The 18437-nt window shown below is 40.4% G+C and carries 21 protein-coding genes; 19 read left to right on the top strand and 2 right to left on the bottom strand.

Going from position 1 to position 18437, the window contains the following annotated elements; genetic code table 11:
* Nucleotides 1-349 precede the first annotated feature (349 nt).
* From J4N22_RS04535 to tyrS, 3 genes are all read left to right on the top strand, one after another.
* The gene (locus J4N22_RS04535; RefSeq protein ID WP_207492510.1) at nt 350-832 is read left to right on the top strand and encodes a hypothetical protein; all 483 of its coding nucleotides are present in this window, start codon (nt 350-352) and stop codon (nt 830-832) included.
* A 51-nt stretch (nt 833-883) separates the two neighbouring features.
* Nucleotides 884-1033: a hypothetical protein gene (locus tag J4N22_RS04540; protein ID WP_207492511.1), complete on the top strand. Its 150-nt coding sequence runs from the start codon at nt 884-886 to the stop codon at nt 1031-1033.
* Between the two features lie 73 nt (nt 1034-1106).
* Nucleotides 1107-2312: a tyrosine--tRNA ligase gene (gene tyrS, locus J4N22_RS04545; RefSeq protein ID WP_207492512.1), complete on the top strand. Its 1206-nt coding sequence runs from the start codon at nt 1107-1109 to the stop codon at nt 2310-2312.
* A gap of 216 nt (nt 2313-2528) precedes the next feature.
* Here the strand turns inward: tyrS and J4N22_RS04550 are convergent, their stop codons facing one another.
* Complete coding sequence (locus J4N22_RS04550) at nt 2529-3770, bottom strand: serine hydrolase domain-containing protein (protein ID WP_207492513.1); 1242 nt, start codon at nt 3768-3770, stop codon at nt 2529-2531.
* Between the two features lie 357 nt (nt 3771-4127).
* Here J4N22_RS04550 and J4N22_RS04555 point away from each other — a divergent pair, with 357 nt between their 5' ends.
* The 6 genes from J4N22_RS04555 to J4N22_RS04580 all read left to right on the top strand — a co-directional run bounded on the left by J4N22_RS04555 (nt 4128) and on the right by J4N22_RS04580 (nt 7259).
* Nucleotides 4128-4289: a hypothetical protein gene (locus tag J4N22_RS04555; protein WP_207492514.1), complete on the top strand. Its 162-nt coding sequence runs from the start codon at nt 4128-4130 to the stop codon at nt 4287-4289.
* Between the two features lie 238 nt (nt 4290-4527).
* Entirely contained in the window at nt 4528-4878 is a 351-nt protein-coding gene (locus tag J4N22_RS04560; protein WP_207492515.1) for a PH domain-containing protein, read from the top strand.
* A 97-nt stretch (nt 4879-4975) separates the two neighbouring features.
* A complete protein-coding gene (locus J4N22_RS04565; protein ID WP_207492516.1) occupies nt 4976-5428 on the top strand; it encodes a hypothetical protein in 453 nt (150 codons plus the stop codon).
* Between the two features lie 157 nt (nt 5429-5585).
* A complete protein-coding gene (locus J4N22_RS04570) occupies nt 5586-6311 on the top strand; it encodes a superoxide dismutase (RefSeq protein WP_207492517.1) in 726 nt (241 codons plus the stop codon).
* Nucleotides 6289-7068 (top strand): NADase-type glycan-binding domain-containing protein, encoded by a 780-nt coding sequence (locus J4N22_RS04575; protein ID WP_207492518.1) that lies wholly within the window; start codon nt 6289-6291, stop codon nt 7066-7068. Before J4N22_RS04570 ends, J4N22_RS04575 begins: the two co-directional genes overlap by 23 nt.
* 38 nt (nt 7069-7106) lie before the next feature.
* Nucleotides 7107-7259, top strand: a complete 153-nt coding sequence (locus J4N22_RS04580; protein ID WP_207492519.1) for a hypothetical protein — start codon at nt 7107-7109, stop codon at nt 7257-7259.
* 10 nt (nt 7260-7269) lie between these two features.
* On the opposite strand, the gene J4N22_RS04585 is transcribed toward J4N22_RS04580, so the two are convergent.
* Entirely contained in the window at nt 7270-7743 is a 474-nt protein-coding gene (locus J4N22_RS04585; protein ID WP_207492520.1) for an outer membrane beta-barrel protein, read from the bottom strand.
* A gap of 416 nt (nt 7744-8159) precedes the next feature.
* Here J4N22_RS04585 and J4N22_RS04590 point away from each other — a divergent pair, with 416 nt between their 5' ends.
* The 10 genes from J4N22_RS04590 (at nt 8160) to J4N22_RS04635 (ending at nt 18403) form a co-directional block, all read left to right on the top strand.
* Nucleotides 8160-8648, top strand: coding sequence for a hypothetical protein (locus tag J4N22_RS04590; RefSeq protein WP_207492521.1), 489 nt, complete (start codon nt 8160-8162; stop codon nt 8646-8648).
* A 159-nt stretch (nt 8649-8807) separates the two neighbouring features.
* The gene (locus J4N22_RS04595; protein ID WP_207492522.1) at nt 8808-9281 is read left to right on the top strand and encodes a cupin domain-containing protein; all 474 of its coding nucleotides are present in this window, start codon (nt 8808-8810) and stop codon (nt 9279-9281) included.
* 218 nt (nt 9282-9499) lie between these two features.
* A complete protein-coding gene (locus J4N22_RS04600) occupies nt 9500-10249 on the top strand; it encodes a CPBP family intramembrane glutamic endopeptidase (RefSeq protein ID WP_207492523.1) in 750 nt (249 codons plus the stop codon).
* Between the two features lie 124 nt (nt 10250-10373).
* On the top strand, nt 10374-11729 hold the full coding sequence (locus tag J4N22_RS04605) for an amidohydrolase family protein (protein WP_207492524.1): 1356 nt from the start codon (nt 10374-10376) through the stop codon (nt 11727-11729).
* Nucleotides 11730-11900: 171 nt separating this feature from the next.
* Nucleotides 11901-12815, top strand: a complete 915-nt coding sequence (locus J4N22_RS04610; protein ID WP_207492525.1) for an ABC transporter ATP-binding protein — start codon at nt 11901-11903, stop codon at nt 12813-12815.
* Nucleotides 12812-13582 (top strand): ABC transporter permease, encoded by a 771-nt coding sequence (locus J4N22_RS04615; RefSeq protein WP_207492526.1) that lies wholly within the window; start codon nt 12812-12814, stop codon nt 13580-13582. Before J4N22_RS04610 ends, J4N22_RS04615 begins: the two co-directional genes overlap by 4 nt.
* 137 nt (nt 13583-13719) lie before the next feature.
* Complete coding sequence (locus J4N22_RS04620; protein ID WP_207492527.1) at nt 13720-14217, top strand: hypothetical protein; 498 nt, start codon at nt 13720-13722, stop codon at nt 14215-14217.
* Nucleotides 14218-14300: 83 nt separating this feature from the next.
* Nucleotides 14301-14846, top strand: coding sequence for a dihydrofolate reductase family protein (locus J4N22_RS04625; protein WP_207492528.1), 546 nt, complete (start codon nt 14301-14303; stop codon nt 14844-14846).
* A 105-nt stretch (nt 14847-14951) separates the two neighbouring features.
* Nucleotides 14952-18197, top strand: a complete 3246-nt coding sequence (locus tag J4N22_RS04630) for a S41 family peptidase (protein WP_207492529.1) — start codon at nt 14952-14954, stop codon at nt 18195-18197.
* Between the two features lie 17 nt (nt 18198-18214).
* The gene (locus J4N22_RS04635) at nt 18215-18403 is read left to right on the top strand and encodes a hypothetical protein (protein ID WP_207492530.1); all 189 of its coding nucleotides are present in this window, start codon (nt 18215-18217) and stop codon (nt 18401-18403) included.
* Nucleotides 18404-18437 lie beyond the last annotated feature (34 nt).

Genomic DNA, 18437 nt, shown 5'->3' on the forward strand with positions numbered 1-18437 from the left:
AATACGGCTTCCAACAACAGCTTTATACAATAGTGGCTTAGGAATAACTTGAAACAAATATCTTTAATGAGCTTTAGCACAATAACACATATCGGAACAATGAATACCACTACTTCATAAAGCTAAAAAACGTTGCAAGCAATTTCATGACATCTTTGAAAAACATCAGCAACGAATCGCTTATCAGCCATATACAGTCAGCCGAAATCTTATTAAGCATCAGGATATATTTTGTACTTTGACTCTTAAAATTTTTAGCCTCTCTGCTGGCTGGAAAGTCGCCAATCCACGAATTAATAAATGCTGCTACAATGACAAACCGCTGAGCTTACAAAAACCTAGATTAAACATGCGTCCAATTGCCTTGACCTTTATTTTGACATTTGCTCTTCTAACATTAACCCGGTGTGGTGTAAGTAAAGAGTTGCGGGAAGAACGGAAAAGCTGGAATTTTTCAGGCTGGGAGCAAGATTTTAAAGACCGTGCGCTCTGCCTTTGTGTGTTACAGGGTTTAAACAACAAAGGCATCCAGGATAGCATTGTGAAGTACGACAAATCATTTTACAACCCTTTGGCTTTAGCAGTTTTTGATTCAACAATTAATGAGCTGCTGAAAAGCGAAGTGAGGAAAATACAATTAGACTCTATCAACTCCATTGGACGTTATCCAGCTGATCTTAGCAGTGTTCTGGAAGGCAAAAGAGTTATGAACCATTGTACCGAGCTGTATAGAAGCAAGCGGTTAGATTCTCTTGTAAAGATTGAAAAGAAAAGCTGGAAACAAATCCAGAATATCATGGACAAAGTCCATGAAAAAACTCCCACTCACTAACTAGCTTCTGGCGTCCACAGTTTTCAAAAGTTGGCTGATGCTATACATTTTATGAAAGCAGTAATTCATACCATTATTGATTTCTCTATATTTGCCGCCTCAATGAAGTTTTTAAACAACATATTGCGCCTTCCTTTCTTCAGTACGTATTACTATCCTGTAGTAGCCGGGGATAGGTATGCTTTGTACTATACTGATTAACTTTTGTATAAACATCACATCTAACTAAAAGCCCCGAACAAACCAGTTTGGGGCTTTTTTTATTTTATCTATCATGAAAACATTGGAATTATTACAAGCAAACGTTGAACATATTCTGCCGCAAAATGGACTAGAGCAGAAGCTGAAACAATGTGAGACTGAAAATCGAAAATTGGTCATCAAACTTGGTTTTGACCCTACTGCGCCAGACCTGCATTTAGGTCATGCAGTAGTACTTAAAAAGCTAAAGCATTTCCAGGATCTGGGACATACCATTGTGATTATTGTGGGTAGTTTCACTGCTCAGATTGGCGACCCAAGCGGTAAGAACAAAAGTAGAAAACCGTTGAGCAAGGAAGAGGTACTTGTAAACGCTGATACCTACATTAAGCAGCTTTCAAAAGTTATTGATGTAGATAAGAGCGAGGTGCTTTTCAACTCTGATTGGCTTGATGCTTTAGGTTTTACAGAGATCGTGCAACTACTTTCAAAGGTGACAGTTGCGCAACTCCTGCATCGTAACGACTTCAACAAACGCTTTACGGAGAATACTCCTATTGCTATGCATGAATTGATGTACCCGATACTTCAGGCCTTCGATAGTGTGCAGGTAAAAGCCGACATAGAGATGGGAGGCACTGACCAACTGTTCAATTGTACAATGGGTAGGCAGCTACAAGAAGCGCATGGTTTGGATGCACAGGTAGTAATGTGTATGCCACTGCTTAGAGGATTGGACGGTAAAGAAAAAATGAGTAAGTCCTTGAATAATATTATAGGATTGACTGATGAACCTAACGACATGTTTGGAAAAACAATGTCAATCCCTGACGCATTGATAACAGAGTTTATTAACCTGGCTACAGATTTTTCAGAAGATGAAAAAGTTGTTTTGAAAGAGAAACTTCATTCTGGCGAAAACCCAATGAACATCAAAAAAGCAATAGCTAAGAACATCATTTGCCAGTACCATAACCTGGAGAGTGCAGAAGCTGCTGAACAATATTTTGTGAACCAGTTTCAGAATAAAGTATTTGAAGAAAAAACTTTTGAAGCATTTCCTATTCAATCTTTAGGTAGGAGTAATAATAAATTACAACTCATTGAACTCTGTCACCAATTGAAGAAAGATGAAACTAAAACTGGTATAAGACGACTAATTGTAAGTGGTGCTGTACAGGTTAATAACGAGAAGTTGGTTGACCCTAATCAAGTAATAGAACTAACCATTGGTACGAAGATAAAGATTGGTAAGCGGTCGTTTTTTGAATTAGTATAGTACGTGTTGCTTTTTTCTTAATGTAGAACCTGGCACTGTTACATTTACGTCTTGCTGATGTTGTTAGGATAGCTTAGCGAGGAGCAAGGGAGTGAGGCATACAAGCAGATAAACTATGTATTAAGTTCTTGCTCTTTTGCAGTGTTCTTAACCTTCTATAGAATAAAAAAGCCGCTGTTAGTGAAGAACACCAACAGCGGCTTTTAAAAATTATATTTAGTGGATACTAGCTTCAATAGCAGGGTAAAGTAAACCATGAACATGACGGTTTTCTCCCTTGTTGTTTTTAAAGTCTTTAACAGGCGAATTGATGCATACAGCAATATTCACATTATTAGGTAAACAATAAACCGCTGTTTGCTCTTCTCCATCATCAATGCTCCACATGCCCAACCTGGTATACACCTTTCCTGCAGGTGTATCGTTGGCGCTGTTGATACCTAGTTTATGATCAAGCATATATTGTGCACGGGAAGTAGCAACAATTTTCCCGTTTCTAAAAGCATGTAGTGTTTTTAAAATCTGCGCAACAGACATATACATTCCCGCTCCACCAGAAACAGTTGACCAGTTTCCCTCTCTGCCTTGTTTATCCGTCATGGATGAATATGCCTTTGCAGTTGGCCCACCTGCTTCCGGCTTAAAACCAATGGTTGGCAGTCCTGCTACAGAAAATACTTCCTTGTTCAAATACTCCTGGAAATATTTAGTGGCAACAACATCCCACATAGTATCCACAATACTGGAATCAACGTTAGGTATATTGAAATTAGCAGCCATTCGTCCATTGATTATGGTTATAAGCACCCGCATGATACTGAAGTTGACATTGGCATAGGTGCCTGCATCTACATTAGGTCCTTTTTCAACTTGCTCTTTCATAAATGGATAATCGCAGCGGGATTTCTCACCAGAAAATCCTGAAGTATGATTGAGTAATTGGCGGAAGCTAATGCTTGCTACACCATTTCCCCTTTTCCAGTAGGTGGGCAAATACTCGGCAATGGGATCATCCAGCGATATTTTCTTTTGATCCAATAATTTAACCAGTCCAATAGCCGTCATCATTTTGCTTACACTGGCTACATGCATACGGGTATCAGCCGTCCAGCCTTTGCTGCCATCATTCAGAATTCTAGCCCAATTCCACTGACCAGTATAAATGGCATTGCCCCCTTTATATACCTGGAACATATAACCAACAACTTTGTCTTTTAGCAATTCATGTACAATGGGTCCAAAATAATTGGCATCGAAAGCAGGAGTAAGAAGTGGTGCAGGCTTTTTAAATTTAGCATAGATCACTTTCTTCGTCTCATTCAGATCTTCTACTTTCAGATCAGCCATAGTATTAGAACGAATGTTAGAAGCAATAGGAACCCTTAAGCTATGCGTTTGTACTTCTTGTTCAGAAATGTTCAATTTCTTGAAGACATTGACTGGTGCAGCAACTTTCATGTTTTTACTTTTGAGTGTTAAAAAATAATCTTGAAAGTGTTTTTATAGGTGTAGCTGGTGGATGTAATAGTACAAACTTCTCTTGCCAAATGCAATAGGCCCTGTTGACAAGGTGGTTCAGCTAATCACGATTTATTTTTGCGAATTTTTATAAATTGATGCTGAGCACATCCTGCTGCCTGTTAGACGGCGGTGTTACTTCGTATAGACGAATAAGGTAACTTTATTGGGTAAAAATGCTGCCAACAATAAAAATTGCTACTATGTGTAAATTTTATGAAGGCACTTGTAATGGTTTGAAGATACTTATGGACAAACTCATTAGGAAATGGAAGTAGACGCATCAACCAAAGAAATATGGAAAAAGGAAGTATCAGCGCAAGGATAGCCATGGTCCTCACTTACGGTCTTGCCAGCATAGGTATTTATTATGTATTGAATTATCCATTCAACTGGTACGTATTTGCAGCTACTTTATTTGTTATTGTTATTTCTGCTAAGATTGGCGATAAGTGGTAAATTACTATTCCTTCGGGGTATCTTATGTCGATCAGCTGCGCTTGTCACGAGTTCCGTGGGAAAGGAAATAAGACTCAGTTTCTAACCATAAACACCCAGAATGACTTTCACTACGTCATCAGATAAATTTGTACGAAAAAGGACTGCAGGAGTATTCTTATGCCTTACAGTATTTCCTTTTTTCAATTTGGTTAGTAGCGACAAATGGATTTGGTATTTGGGTTTTTGCCTGTTTTTTATGTTGATATTAATGTATGCATATTTACAAAGACCAACACAGTACCAGGTTGACAACAACAAGGTTATTATTTGCCGTCCTATTGGAAGCGTTCAAATCGCTATACAGGACATAGAAAGGGTAGACAGGATTCATCATGACCTTCTTAAAGATTCTACTAAGGGTGGAGCATTTGGATATTTTGGTGTTTTCGACACCGACTTGGGAAGGATAAGATTTTATGCCACCCGCAGAGACAGGCTTGTAATGCTGACAAGGAAGGACAAAACAAGAATCATTTTAACCCCAGACCAGGAAGATGAGTTTATTCAAAGCCTGGAGACAAAAGTGAGCCAGCAGCAAGAGGTTTAGTAAAATAAGGGCTTGCAAAACTTTTCTTCAAAATATGCAGGTGTACTTTAAGCTAACCAAAAAAGATAACAAGCTTCAAAGAAGAAAATTCTAATTGATGTCTTCTATAGATAGTTTTAGATCAAGTACAAATTCACTCATTCATGAAACGGGAAAGATATCAGGATATATAGATGATAGATTCTGGCATCTCGTTTTATATCCCAGCAACCATGACGCTGACATTGACTTCAATACTTATTGCTCACACTATGCTTCCATCAAGAGGTATATTTTTCAACTTCCTGATATAGGTGAATTCAAAATGCTGAAAAGTAAGTCCCACGATTTGCCTACGTTGAACCATGACGATTTCGAATATAATACCTGGGGAATACCAGTTTTTCTTCTTTATGTGCTTTTGCCAGTGGGTGTATTGGTTGGCTTCAATACTTATATAAAGCTATCTGCTTTACAAGATAAATTGAAGCTGGTTGAAGGAACATTGAACACAATTTACTTTTTCGCCAAAGCCATCAAAAATGACACTCCAACTGAAGTGCAAGTTTGAAAGCGCCATATGACACCATGTTTATGTAACACTGGCGGAAGCACATCAAACCAATCTCTTTATCTTTAATCTTCAGCAACAGGTGAAGAATCAGTGGTATCTAAAAATGTTCAACCTTGGCTGCTGTGTTTAATCCTCAATCTCAAAAGTATAACTTATGGACAGGAAAGACTTCTTAAAGGTTGGTGTGTTAACAAGTGCCGCCACTATAGTTGGAGGAAACACAGCATTTGCCCAGAACCTGGCTAGCAATAACATTGATAAGTTGGTAGATGGTAATGGAAAGTTTGTGCAGCAACCACTGCCTTATACCGAGAATTTTCTAGAGCCGTATATGGATAGCGAGACATTGCATCTTCATTATACATATCATCATGGTGGAGCGACAAAGGCTGCGAATACCGACCTGCAAAAGATAAAAGAGGCAATGGACTCCAACAATCTTGAAACGGTTGATTACTGGACAAAGAAGCTCTCTCATCACCTCTCTTCACACATATTGCATTCAATATTTTGGACCAATCTTACCAATAAAAAGACAGCACCTAAGGGGGAATTGCTTAAACGGATTGAGAAGGATTTTGGTAGCTATGATAAACTGAAATCCTATTTAGCTCACATTTCAAAAAGCGTGGACGGTAACGGTTGGGGCATTTTAGGCTACCAGCCTTACACAGATAAACTAACAATCATGCAATGCGAAAACCATGAGAAGTTGACACAATGGGGAGTGATACCTTTACTAGTGATTGACGTTTGGGAGCATTCGTATTACTTAAAGTATAAAAACAAACGCGGTGACTTTGTGGATGCATTATTCAACATCATCAATTGGGATAATGCTGCTCAACGTCTTGAGAATGCAATTAAACTTACCAGGTAAAAGCAATGCAGCTAAGACCCGCAAAATGATGACTAAACTTATAACCCTCTTTCTATTCTTGAACCTGTTCCTGTATGCAGCGGGACAGACTGCTGTAAAGAGCTACTCGCCTAAACAGATCATAGCCGTTGATGTAAGTTTGAAAGCACAAAAGGAGGTTGAAAGACAACACCAGCTTCTGGCAAAAGAGAAATTAACTGGCAAAGAGCAAAAAGAGCTTGACCTTCTTCTTGAGAAATATGGAGAGCCTGTTGAAAGTGTTTGGGACGTAATTGAAGGCGGCTGTAGTTGGTATTGTGGCGGAGGCAATTATAAAGTTGTTGCATCTTCTTCTTTGCCTGACACCCTTGGAATTAGCTATGCTGCAAATAGTGCAAATGATTTAAGTTATAAAACAGCGTGGGTTGCTAATAAAGGTGACGCAGGCATAGGGGAATATATTGAGTATTATTTCAAGAACAATAGCCCACGCATAACGCAAATAATTATATCGAATGGCTACATGAAATCAGAAGCTGCATGGAAGAACAATAACAGGGTGAAAAAGTTGAAGTTATTTGTGAATGGCAAAATGCATGGCATTTTGAATTTGCAGGACAGTAAGACAGACCAGGTTTTTGAAGTGGGCACTTTAGGACATAATAAAAACCAAACTGACCTGGCTTTACGGTTTGAAATACTTGAAGTTTATAAAGGCGATAAATATAATGACACAGCTATAACAGAGATATATTTTGATGGTATAGATGTGCATTAAAGAAGGGCTTCTTAAAAATTCATAATTAACTTTCGCTTATGAAAACTGGTAAAATAGCAGCAGGAATAATAGAAATAAATATTTTCATCTTTTGCAAAAAAACAAACGCCGTGGCAGGTGCTGTAACCCGCCACGGCGTTAAAATAAATTGCTTATTGTTTTTAGATCTTTTAGCTTGTTGTGCGTTTTAATTAACTACAACTAGAAATTATATCCAATACGAAGTAGTACTGCATTAGCAGCGTCTACGGATAAATATTTAATTCCTGCATCAAAGTGTTTACCGAATCCATAACCTACACTTGCAGCATAGGTGAATTCGCCATTGTTCTGGTTACTGCCTGCCACTTTGTTTGTAAGAAATGAATAACCAAGTTGCGGGTGTAGGTAAATGCCTTTCGCTAAATTGAATTTACCCCCGGCTAATAATGGAACAAAACTTACATCTTCGCCAACCTTAACTCCAAAATTCTGGTAGCCTGCGCTTGCTGTTAATTTCACAGGCATGCCAACCGGTATTTCCACTTGTCCATCTACTCCATAAGATGTTGACAGGTTAGCTTTTGTTCCTGTACCAACGTTAGCACCAATGCCGAATGTTGTACCGCCTGTTGATTGTGCCTGTACGGCTACTGCTGAATAAACTAAAGCAGCTACTAATAATACCTTCTTCATACTGATTAATTTTCGTTTATAAATTTTCTTCTTGTTATACAAAACAAGTGCCCCGAACTCAACGAAAGCAGTATAAGGAATTGAAATTCAGCAGTTATTTCTTCAATTTTACCACTTATTATAAAATTTTTTGTATTTAAAAATTGTAGTGACTATTCCCCAGCTTTCCCTTAATGTTAAGAGCTTCATAATGAATTGATCTACTTGATGATAGCATCATAAATGCATAGATACCTTGCCACTGCTGTTATAGAAGAAGATCATTTATAAATTCCTAATTATTTCCTTGCATACTGGTTTAGTAGCGAGCCTTAGTTTGTATCTATGATTAAAAGTCAAAAAAAGAAGTCGCTGAAATATATTGGTTCTGATTGCGGATCAGGTTGTATATTAAATCCTGAACCAAAACTACAATCATGAAAAAGATCATGTTGATCATTTGCCTTTTTACTGCTAATTATTGTTTCTCGCAACAGCTGCCTGATTATGAAAATGTAAAGATGGAGAAGAAGGCAGATTATGCCGAAGCAGATAAAGTTGCTCTTACCGCAGCCAATTTTATATTATCCAATCCGTGTGCTAAAAATGATATCAACAGGTTGAAGTCATTGCAATTCGTGATCAAGTGGATGTCTGGAAGTCCTGATTTCAAATTTTCAATTGATGAGAGTGCAGTTAAGCTTGCCAGGGGTAATGATGAGTTACTGGCACTTTATATGACTGCTATGTCGAAGTTTGCTTTGAAGAACAGGGACGAGGCTGGTGATGCCAAAAAGATGAAACTCGCCGCCATAAGAACCTTGATAGCTTATTGTGAAAATGAAACAAATAATATGAAGATGAGTAGGGAGCTGCGAAAGCTATCTGAGGCGAATAAGAACGGTTCTTTAGAGAGTGTGCTATGAGCTTGGTGCTTGTTTATTCCAAAACAGTTATTGTAATGACTTCGCAAAGGGTTTTGTGTCAAAGATTTCTCGTCAATTGCAATTGTACTATGCTTAGAGTAACCTATTGGCTTGTCCTCATATGGCTTTATTACAATCTGCACATTTAAAAAAGACATCATGGTTAACAACCAATTAAGCAGGAGAAGGGTAATGCAGTTATTAGCTGCTACAATGGTAGGCAGTGCCGCCGTTCCACTTAATTCTTTTTCTCAATTTGTAAAAGAGGAAGAGCAAACTGGTAACCTTAAGCCTGTGTACATTCCACCTGGTAAAGGAAAGAAAGGAAAGATTGCTGTTAATGAGATCACCTTCAAACTAGGTAAAGAACAAACAGCAGGAAACCTGGGCTCTGTCGAAACAACATTATTTCCCGGCTACCTGGGAGCAGTGCCACATATGCATCAAGGCTTCGATGAAGTATGCCGTGTGCTGGAAGGAACATTGACAATAATGGTAGGTGAAGAAATTTTTACAGTAGAAGCTGGTGGCTGGCATCTGCGTCCACGAGGTATGGTACATAGCTTTTGGAACAGTGGAAAGGTGCCGGCGAAATTCATTGAATTATACCTGCCTGGCGGACATGAAGAATAGATGCAGGAACTCACCGATCTGTTTATTAATGGAAGAACGCCTAAACCCGGAGAAGTGAATGCGCTTGCTAAAAAACATGACATAGAGTTCTTCTGGGATCAGTTAGCTCCACTACTTCAAAGGCACAATTTGCGCTTATAAGATGGGTTTCTGTTATATAGGTTTTGTAGGTTGGAAATTTCCTGCGGCCTGAACAACACCCTTACAAACTTCAATAGATGATTGGAATACTAGTTCAACTTGCCATCTCCTGGTTGATCGCCTGGTTGTATGAAAAAAATGATTTGAGGGTGTTAGGCTTTTATCCAACCAAAGCAAGAATAAAAGATTTTCTGGTTTTCTTTCTTATAACCTCCGTTTGCTGCTCAAGTGGTTTCTTCTTAAAGATGGCTTTCTCGGATCTCCGGTACGAATTAAATCCTAATGTAAGTCTTGGGTTGATTGCGCAAAGTCTTTGGTGGAATGTAAGGTCTGTTCTTTTTGAGGAATTAATTTTCAGAGGGGTTCTTTTTTACATTTTGATCAAAAAGATAGGTGGTACAAAAGCCTTGGTTTGTTCCTCAGTGGCTTTCGGTATTTATCATTGGTTTTCTTTTGGCATCATAGGCAACGTTTCTCAGATGGTCTTTGTTTTTTTGCTTACCGGAACCATGGGTTTGCTTTTTGGTTACGGTTACTTGAAAACACTGTCACTGTATATACCTGTTGCCATTCATCTTGGCTGGAACCTTACACAGGGACTTATATTCTCCGATGGACCTCTCGGTGCAGGAATATTGATACCTACAGTTGCAGAAGGATTTAGAACTGGTTCTTATTTAGTATTTATTGTGGTGTTTTTGTTCCCTATGCTAAGCACACTCCTTATAAATACAATCTTGGTAAAGCAAAAGAGACAGGTTGATTTTCCATTTCCTAAAGGTCAGCATGCGACACCGGGTTTTGGCGGTGCAGCCGATACGCTATAGTCTCATTGCAAGAATTTCTGTACTCAATCAACGTACTGCAGGATAATATTTGAATTGCTGTAATTATTATCTGGTTGCAGGAACGGAAGATTTAGCCGTTATTTAAAGTGGTAAATATATTCATATGCAATATTTAAAATCAAGCCTTTTTCTCATTCTATTCATAGGTATTAATCTTTTTATTTGCGCTCAGGCAAATAATGGTTTTGTTACGTATGCTCAGAAAGAGATACTGCTTCAAAATGCGCGCATTATTGATGTTGAAAAAGAAACTGTTTTGGAAGGATACTCCATCCTGTTAGCAAATGGCAAAATTACCCGTATTGATAAAGCAGGAAATCTGAAAGTTCCTAATGGTGTTACTGTAGTGGACATGACAGGTAAAACGATCCTGCCGGGATTGGTAATGCTTCACGAGCACATGAACTATTTTTCTGGGCAGGCTGTATGGGATCATCACCCTGTAAGTTTCCCAAAACTTTATCTTGCTGCTGGCGTCACTACCATACGTACCGCAGGTGCCGAAAACCCGATGTATGATCTGAACCTGAAAAGGCGTATTGATAATGGCCTGGCTGTTGGTCCACGAATGTTTGTTACCGGACCGATGTTTAATGATAGTTCAGGAGGATTTTTAGGCGACTTCGTCATCACTACTTATGAGCAAGCCCGTAAAGCAACAGCCTTTTGGGCTGATATGGGTTGTACTTCTTTTAAGGTTTATTCAGATATAAGTCGTGACGCACTGAGAGGCGTTATTGATGAAGCTCATGCACGAGGGCTGATGGTTACCGGGCACTTAGGTAAAATGTCTTGTACCGAAGCCGCTAACTTTGGCATTGACAATATTGAGCATGGGTTTGTATCCTGCTCATCAGAACTTCAATTTGCATTTGATTCCATCTGGACGATTAACCCCAATGATAAAAAGGTACACGACCTTGTTGATCTTTTTGTCAAGAAAAAAGTTGTACTAACGGTGACGCCTTTTTCTGACAGTGACTTCAGTGATACAGCAACAATGGCATTTCTAAGCCTGGATGAGAAGGAGCGTATCAGGAGTTTCATAAAAGATAAACCTCCGTTCGTTCCTAAAGAAGTAAATGAGCGGCAATTGCGACCGCTGGAGAAAAGCTTTGCAGCAAAAGGCGGCCAAATTGTTCTTGGTGCCGATGCGGCCGATTTTGGTGTCATTCCAGGATTTCAAAATCACAACGTGCTGATCAGTATGGTCAAGAGTGGTTGGAGCCCAATAAACGTTTTTAAAATGGCAACTATTGATGGTGCAAGATTTCTAAGGGTGGATAAAGAATTAGGCAGTATTGCGGTGGGTAAAGCAGCAGATCTTTTCATCATCTCCGGGAAGCCTGACCAGGTAATTGAAGACATAAAAAATGTTGAGACTGTTTTTAGAAATGGAATTGGCTACAACTCAAAGGCGCTGCGTGACCAGGTAAGAGGGCTGGTTGGCAGGCATTGAGGGAGGGATATCTACCCGTTCATTTTTCCGCTTATCCTTCTATTTCTCCCATTGTTACTATGCAATGTACTATGTGATGCATAGTAGCATAACTTGATGGTGTCACAGGAGCTGCAATGCCTAGTAAGTGCACTGGTAGCTTACCTGTTTACTTAACTAAACCTTCAGTTTATGAATGCACCACTCGTTATTAAAACTACCGGGCTATCGTACCAGTATTCCAAAGAAGTAAAAACGCTTTTTGATATAAACCTGCAGGTAGAGCGGGGGAGTATCTATGGCTTTCTCGGCCCCAACGGTTCGGGTAAAACAACTACACTGAGCCTGCTGCTTGGCTTACTGAATAATCAGCAAGGAGACATTGAAATATTTGGTCAGCACCTGCATGCCAATCGCACAGATATCCTGCAGAAGATAGGCTCGCTGATAGAAGCGCCGTCGCTGTATGGTCACCTTACCGCACGGGAGAACCTGGAAGTATACCGGCAAGTATATGGAGCGTCCAAGTCTAAAGTAGATGAGGTTTTAAAAATTGTAGGTCTTACAGACACCGGTAAAAAGCTTGCTAAGAAGTTTTCGCTAGGTATGAAACAGCGTTTGTCCATTGCCCTTGCGTTGCTGCCCAGCCCCGAGCTATTGGTATTGGATGAACCCTCTAACGGGCTTGATCCTGCCGGTATTATTGAGCTGCGGGAACTGATAAAGGAACTAAACAAGACCTACGGGATGACCATCCTTGTTTCGAGCCACCTGTTGGCAGAGGTAGAAAAAATGGTAACACATGTAGGCATTATCCTGAAAGGTAGAATGCTGTTCCAGGGTTCGCTTGCCGAACTTCATTCGTTTCAGCAACGGGGATCAAGACTCTTGGTAAAGACCTCCGACAATGCCGTTGCCTGTGGGTTGCTGCAGGAGCATGAACCGGAGCTGCTGGATGAAGCCGTGTCAGTGTTATACACCAGCCCTGCGCAGGTTGCCGCTATCAACAGAACGCTTACCAGCAACCAGCTGGATGTGTACCTCCTGTCTCCCAAAGAGAATAACCTTGAACAACTATTTATTGACCTTACAACTGTGCAATCATGAACCTCCTCGTATCTCTTCGCTCCGAAATGCTTAAGACAAAAAGAACCGCAGCATTTTATTTTACACTTTTCGGCGCTGGTGTCGTTCCCTTCATCCTTTTATTAAATATTACATTTGATGATGACGCAATGGACGCAACCCGTAATGATCCACTCAATGGAATTTTCAAGCTGGTTGCTGAAATGAACGCGCTGGTCATCTTCCCTATGTTTGTGGTATTGATATGTACGCTGTTGCCGCAGATAGAGTTTAGAAACAACACCTGGAAACAGGTGCTGACATCGCCACAAACCAAAGCAAACGTATTCATGGCAAAGCTGTTGAATGTACAATTGCTGGTAGTGTTATTCCTGGTGGCTACACACGTTTTTACCTCAGTTGTACTCATTGCATCTACTTTTATCAAACCCGATTTAAACCTGGTAAATCAATCATTTAACGGGTACGTTGTACTCGTACGGGCGTTGAATACTTATGTTACTGCACTGGCAATTTTTGGTATACAGTTTTGGTTAGGTTTACGACTTAAAAATTTTATTATCCCAATTGCTATTGGTCTTGCATGTTGGCTGGCGGGAATGCTGATGGTGCTTGAGTACAAGTCAAGTTTTGCAACCTACTTTCCGTATAGCTTCAATGTGTTTTCCATTTCGCCCAAACATGTACACCTGCTTAACCAGGTAGAGTGGAATTCATTTATGTATGCCATTATCTTCCTGGTGTTGGGTTTCCTTGATTTTAGAAGAAGGAGGATGAGTGGGATTTAACTTATAGCTCTGTAAATGAACCAGAAACAACTACTCTACAGTTCTATTTACTTTAAGAAGAAAGTATTGTCATGCTGGTGATTCCTCTTGTAAAACCAATGCTTCATAAACATGCTCAACTTAGGGCGCCTTTGTAAATGACACTCCGTAAAACCGTAAAAATTGTTTTGGCACTGCTTGTTATTTTAGCACTCGCAGTTGGATTAACTTCCATCAATCATCCCATCATATTAAAATGGCTAACAGGTTCTGCTAAACACCACGGTGCACCCATGTCAGCAACTGTTTATACAAATGGCAAAGTGAATGACCACATCAAAGTATTTTATACGGACGAGGCCAAAAGTTATTTAGTAAGCCTGGCTGAATATGACAATGCGGGGAAGTTGGAGTTTATGAATATTAACCTGGATGAAAAATGGATCGGCAGACCCGCTGCAATGTCTAGTAGAGACTATGACCTGATTGCCGGGCATCTATTTCAAAGCGAAACTGGTGGAAAATTTTCTCCTTTTCAGGATGACATAAAAGGCTTCAACTTTGACCCCCAACTTTCATTTGAAGGCAAGCAGATCAAGTTTAACATGCCGCCAAACAATTTGCAGATTGACAGCGTGAGAATTATTTTGCCTTAGCTACGCATCGTGCATGGATATATGAAGATCGAGCGGCAAATACTTTGGCCAAAAAAAGTTTCAATCACAAAATACAATATCAAATGAGCAGGAAATTGGTTCTGTACATAGCCATGAGCCTGGATGGTTTCATAGCTAAAAAGGACGACAACATTGATTTTCTATCTATGGTAGAAACACCCAACGAAGATTTTGGTTATGCCGACTTCATGCAGAACATAGACACCGTAATATGGGGCAGGAAGACATTTGACAAAGTGCTTACGTTTGGCAATGGTGTTCCGCACCAGGACAAGAAGGTTTATGTTATTTCAAGAACGAAGACAGGCAAGGTAGAACATGCAGAATTTGCCAACAATGTAGTAGCGTTAGTGCAGGCTTTGAAAGAGCAACCTGGCAAAGATATCTACTGTGATGGCGGTGCTGAAATTGTTTACGAACTAATGAACCATCAATTGTTCGACAGGCTGATCGTTAGTATCATTCCTCATTTTCTTGGAGATGGTATCCGGTTATTCAAAGAAGATAATAAAGAACAGAAACTGCATTTTAAAAGAAGCATAAGCTATCCATCAGGACTTGTGCAGCTTTGGTATGATGTGGTGAAGAGCGAGCCTGCTAAATCTTAATCCTGCGATGCCTGTATCTCGTAATTCCACTGTCACAGCCGTTCATTTAATTTGACTCATATCATTCACTTTCTTCATTATATTCAAACCCTAATCATCATCTTCATGAATATTTTTCGCTATTGCTTTTTTACCTGTTCATTGTTTTTATTAGCTACAACATTACCAGCACAAAATACAAGTGACACCCGATTGTTATGGCAGCCAACCATCAGTAAAGATCATATCGCTTTTATTTATGCCGAAGACCTTTGGGTTGCCAATTTAGACGGTTCTTATCCACGACGCATAACGGTGAGTGAAGGAGCGGAGTCTAATCCTGTTTTTTCTCCCGATGGAAGCATCATTGCCTTCACTGGCCAGTACGATGGAAATACAGATGTGTTCGTGGTACCTGCCGCTGGGGGTGTTCCTAAAAGGCTTACGTGGCACCCGGGTGCAGACCTTGTCAGAGACTTTTCTCCTGATGGTAAAAAGATATTGTTTGCTTCGCAGCGTAATAGTTTTACCAACCGCTACCACCAATTATTTACTGTAGACATAGCTACCGGTGCTGAACAACAACTGCCAATACCAAATGCCTTTTGGGCCTCTTATAGCCCTGATGGAAATAGTATAGCGTACACTACCATAGCCGATAGGTTTGAGCAGTGGAAGAACTATAGGGGAGGAACCATGAGCCGCATCTGGCTATACGATACTAAAAGTCACAACGTAACAGAAATACCAAAACCTAAAACTGGCAGCAATGATTCTAAACCGGTTTGGAAAGGTAACAAGGTGTATTTCCGCAGCGACCGCGATGGTGAGTTTAACCTCTATAGTTATGATCCTGCAACCAAGGCTGTGCAATCGCATACTAAGTTCAACGACTTCCCGGTATCAAGTTTAGAAGGTACTGCTGGTAAGATAATTTTTTCGCAGGCTGGATACCTGCATGTATTCAATACAGCCACTAACAATACTGCTAAGATTAAAGTAGGTATTGCAGCAGATCTGCTAGATCATAGACCACGTTTTGTAAAAGGCGACCAATACATAAGAGGTGGACATATATCTCCATCAGGTGCAAGAGTGGTGATGGATTATCGTGGTGATATCATTACGCTGCCTGCACAAAAAGGTGATGTACTTAACCTGACAAATACACCAGGTGTGCATGAAAAAGAACCTGTCTGGTCGCCTAATGGCAGGTACATAGCTTACCTGAGTGATGCTACAGGCGAATACAATTTGTATATACACAACCAGGATGGCAGTGGGCAGCCGCAAATGATCAAATTGAATGGCTCAGGTTTTTATGCGCATCTCAGCTGGTCTCCTGATAGCAAAAGGATAGCTTATGTAGATAATGCGCGTAGGTTATATGTAGCTGATATTGCTTCGGGTAAATCCACCAAAATAGCGGAAGATGCAAATTACATCCCGGGGCCATTTAGAAACCTGTTTGGCAGCTGGTCGCACGATGGCAATTTTATTTCCTACACCACCATTGCCGAAACCAATTTTGAAAGGGCATGGGTGTATTCTATTTCAGAAAATAAATCGTATGCAGTTACAGATGCTATGTCTAATGTAACTGAGCCCACGTTTGATCCTTCGGGTAAATATTTATATGTGCTGGCCAGTACCGATGCAGGTCCGGTGGTAAACTGGTTCGACCAGTCGGCGCAGGATATGGAAGCTACCAATTCCATTTATCTCATTACACTTCAAAAGCAGGTAAAATCTCCTTTTGCCAAAGAGAATGAAGTGGAAGAAATAAAAGATACAGCAAGTAGTAAAGCACCATACAAAGCAGACTCCAATAGCACGAAGCTGAAGATTGACTGGGACGGCATTCAAAACAGGATCATCCCACTGCCATTGTCTAAGGGTCGCTATAAGTCGCTGTCAGTGGTGAAAGAAGGTGAGCTATTCTATCTTTCTGAAGCGCCGCATGGTGCTACACCTACTATGTTGCACATGTATAGTTTTAAGAAGAGAAAAGAAGAACCACTGATGCCTGCAGATGGATACATCATTGCAGCCAAAGGCGAAAAAACAGTTTATGTTACTAAGGGTAAATGGGGCATTGCATCTACCGGTCAAAAACCAGGGCCGGATGCAATGATCAATACAGCGGCTATACAAGTTAAGATCTCGCCTAAAGAAGAATGGCCTAACATATTCAATGAAGCATGGCGCGTTAACCGCGATTATTTTTACGACCCAAATATGCATGGTGCTAATTGGGCAGCCATGAAGAAAAAGTACGAGGCGCTGTTACCTGATGTAGCCAGCACCAACGACCTGTATCGCATTATGCAATGGATGTTTAGCGAGCTCTCTGTTGGTCACCACAGGTTTGCTGCTACAGGCGACAGGCGTTCTAATCCAGACATTGTTCCCGGTGGTTTATTGGGTGCAGATTATGAAGTAAAGAACAATCGATATAGAATTACAAAAATCTATGGCGGTCTCAACTGGACGCCGAACCTGCGTTCGCCGCTTACAGAGCCAGGCGTAAATGTGCAGGTAGGAGATTATATCATGGCAGTGAATGGAGCCGAAGTAACTGCTGATAAGAACTTCTATAGCTACTTTGAAAATACAGCTGAAAAGATTGTTACACTTACCATAGCATCTACGCCTGAAGGAGCTAATAAACGTACGGTAAAAGTGGTACCGGTAGCCAACGAGGTTGCGCTGCGTAATCGTGATTGGGTAGAAGGAAATATGCGTAAAGTAACGGAGGCAACCAATGGGCAGGTAGCATATGTGTACGTGCCTAATACCACTGCAGAAGGTCATGAATATTTTAAACGCTATTTCTTTCCGCAGGCCAATAGGGCAGGGATCATAGTGGACGAAAGATTTAATGGTGGTGGCCAATTAGCAGATTACTACATAGACCTGTTAAAGCGCCCTGCACAGTCTTATTGGAAATACCGCCATGGCAAAGACCAGAAAGCGCCCAATGCATCTATACAAGGTCCTAAAGTGATGATCATAGATGAAACAGCAGGGTCGGGAGGCGATTACCTTCCTTACCTTTTCAGGCAGGCAAAGCTGGGAACGCTGGTAGGTAAAACTACCTGGGGTGGATTGGTAGGTATATTAGGTTATCCTGAATTTATAGATGGAGGTGAGGTAACAGCACCTAACCTTGCCTTTTTTGATGAGAATGGTTTTGGAATAGAGAATGTAGGTACACCACCAGATGTAGAAGTAGAGCAGTGGCCATCGCAGGTGATAAAAGGACAAGATCCACAATTAGAAAAAGCTATTCAAATTGTAATGGAGGAGCTAAAAAAGAACCCGCCTAAGAAAGCGCCTTCACCAAAATTTCCGGTAAGGGTAAGGCAGTAAAATATTTCTGTTTTAAAATGAACGATAACTACAATGAAATCCGCTTACGGCGGATTTTGTTGTTTCTAAAAATTTATACAACCGCGGTAACGGAAGAATATAAGTTGGGATGCAGTGGCAACAGGTGGTGGTTGTACATGTGTAGTGCGCATGCCTGGTCACCAATTCTTTTTAAACAGGAGCAGGAAGAAAATGCCATTTTCTGACTTTTGCCTATATCTTAGCCACCGCTGCTACCTC

The organism is Aridibaculum aurantiacum, from assembly GCF_017355875.1.
In the GTDB taxonomy this organism is placed as follows: domain Bacteria; phylum Bacteroidota; class Bacteroidia; order Chitinophagales; family Chitinophagaceae; genus Segetibacter; species Segetibacter aurantiacus.

Coding starts and splice junctions, on each gene's coding strand:
- J4N22_RS04630 (WP_207492529.1), top strand. CDS start 14,952: ATGAATATTTTTCGCTATTGCTTTTTTACCTGTTCATTGTTTTTATTA.
- J4N22_RS04590 (WP_207492521.1), top strand. CDS start 8,160: ATGAAAAAGATCATGTTGATCATTTGCCTTTTTACTGCTAATTATTGT.
- tyrS (WP_207492512.1), top strand. CDS start 1,107: ATGAAAACATTGGAATTATTACAAGCAAACGTTGAACATATTCTGCCG.
- J4N22_RS04615 (WP_207492526.1), top strand. CDS start 12,812: ATGAACCTCCTCGTATCTCTTCGCTCCGAAATGCTTAAGACAAAAAGA.
- J4N22_RS04550 (WP_207492513.1), bottom strand. CDS start 3,770: ATGAAAGTTGCTGCACCAGTCAATGTCTTCAAGAAATTGAACATTTCT.
- J4N22_RS04605 (WP_207492524.1), top strand. CDS start 10,374: ATGCAATATTTAAAATCAAGCCTTTTTCTCATTCTATTCATAGGTATT.
- J4N22_RS04635 (WP_207492530.1), top strand. CDS start 18,215: ATGAACGATAACTACAATGAAATCCGCTTACGGCGGATTTTGTTGTTT.
- J4N22_RS04595 (WP_207492522.1), top strand. CDS start 8,808: ATGGTTAACAACCAATTAAGCAGGAGAAGGGTAATGCAGTTATTAGCT.
- J4N22_RS04610 (WP_207492525.1), top strand. CDS start 11,901: ATGAATGCACCACTCGTTATTAAAACTACCGGGCTATCGTACCAGTAT.
- J4N22_RS04600 (WP_207492523.1), top strand. CDS start 9,500: ATGATTGGAATACTAGTTCAACTTGCCATCTCCTGGTTGATCGCCTGG.
- J4N22_RS04565 (WP_207492516.1), top strand. CDS start 4,976: ATGTCTTCTATAGATAGTTTTAGATCAAGTACAAATTCACTCATTCAT.
- J4N22_RS04620 (WP_207492527.1), top strand. CDS start 13,720: ATGACACTCCGTAAAACCGTAAAAATTGTTTTGGCACTGCTTGTTATT.
- J4N22_RS04560 (WP_207492515.1), top strand. CDS start 4,528: ATGTTGATATTAATGTATGCATATTTACAAAGACCAACACAGTACCAG.
- J4N22_RS04585 (WP_207492520.1), bottom strand. CDS start 7,743: ATGAAGAAGGTATTATTAGTAGCTGCTTTAGTTTATTCAGCAGTAGCC.
- J4N22_RS04540 (WP_207492511.1), top strand. CDS start 884: ATGAAAGCAGTAATTCATACCATTATTGATTTCTCTATATTTGCCGCC.
- J4N22_RS04580 (WP_207492519.1), top strand. CDS start 7,107: ATGAAAACTGGTAAAATAGCAGCAGGAATAATAGAAATAAATATTTTC.
- J4N22_RS04625 (WP_207492528.1), top strand. CDS start 14,301: ATGAGCAGGAAATTGGTTCTGTACATAGCCATGAGCCTGGATGGTTTC.
- J4N22_RS04535 (WP_207492510.1), top strand. CDS start 350: ATGCGTCCAATTGCCTTGACCTTTATTTTGACATTTGCTCTTCTAACA.
- J4N22_RS04575 (WP_207492518.1), top strand. CDS start 6,289: ATGCAATTAAACTTACCAGGTAAAAGCAATGCAGCTAAGACCCGCAAA.
- J4N22_RS04555 (WP_207492514.1), top strand. CDS start 4,128: ATGGAAAAAGGAAGTATCAGCGCAAGGATAGCCATGGTCCTCACTTAC.
- J4N22_RS04570 (WP_207492517.1), top strand. CDS start 5,586: ATGGACAGGAAAGACTTCTTAAAGGTTGGTGTGTTAACAAGTGCCGCC.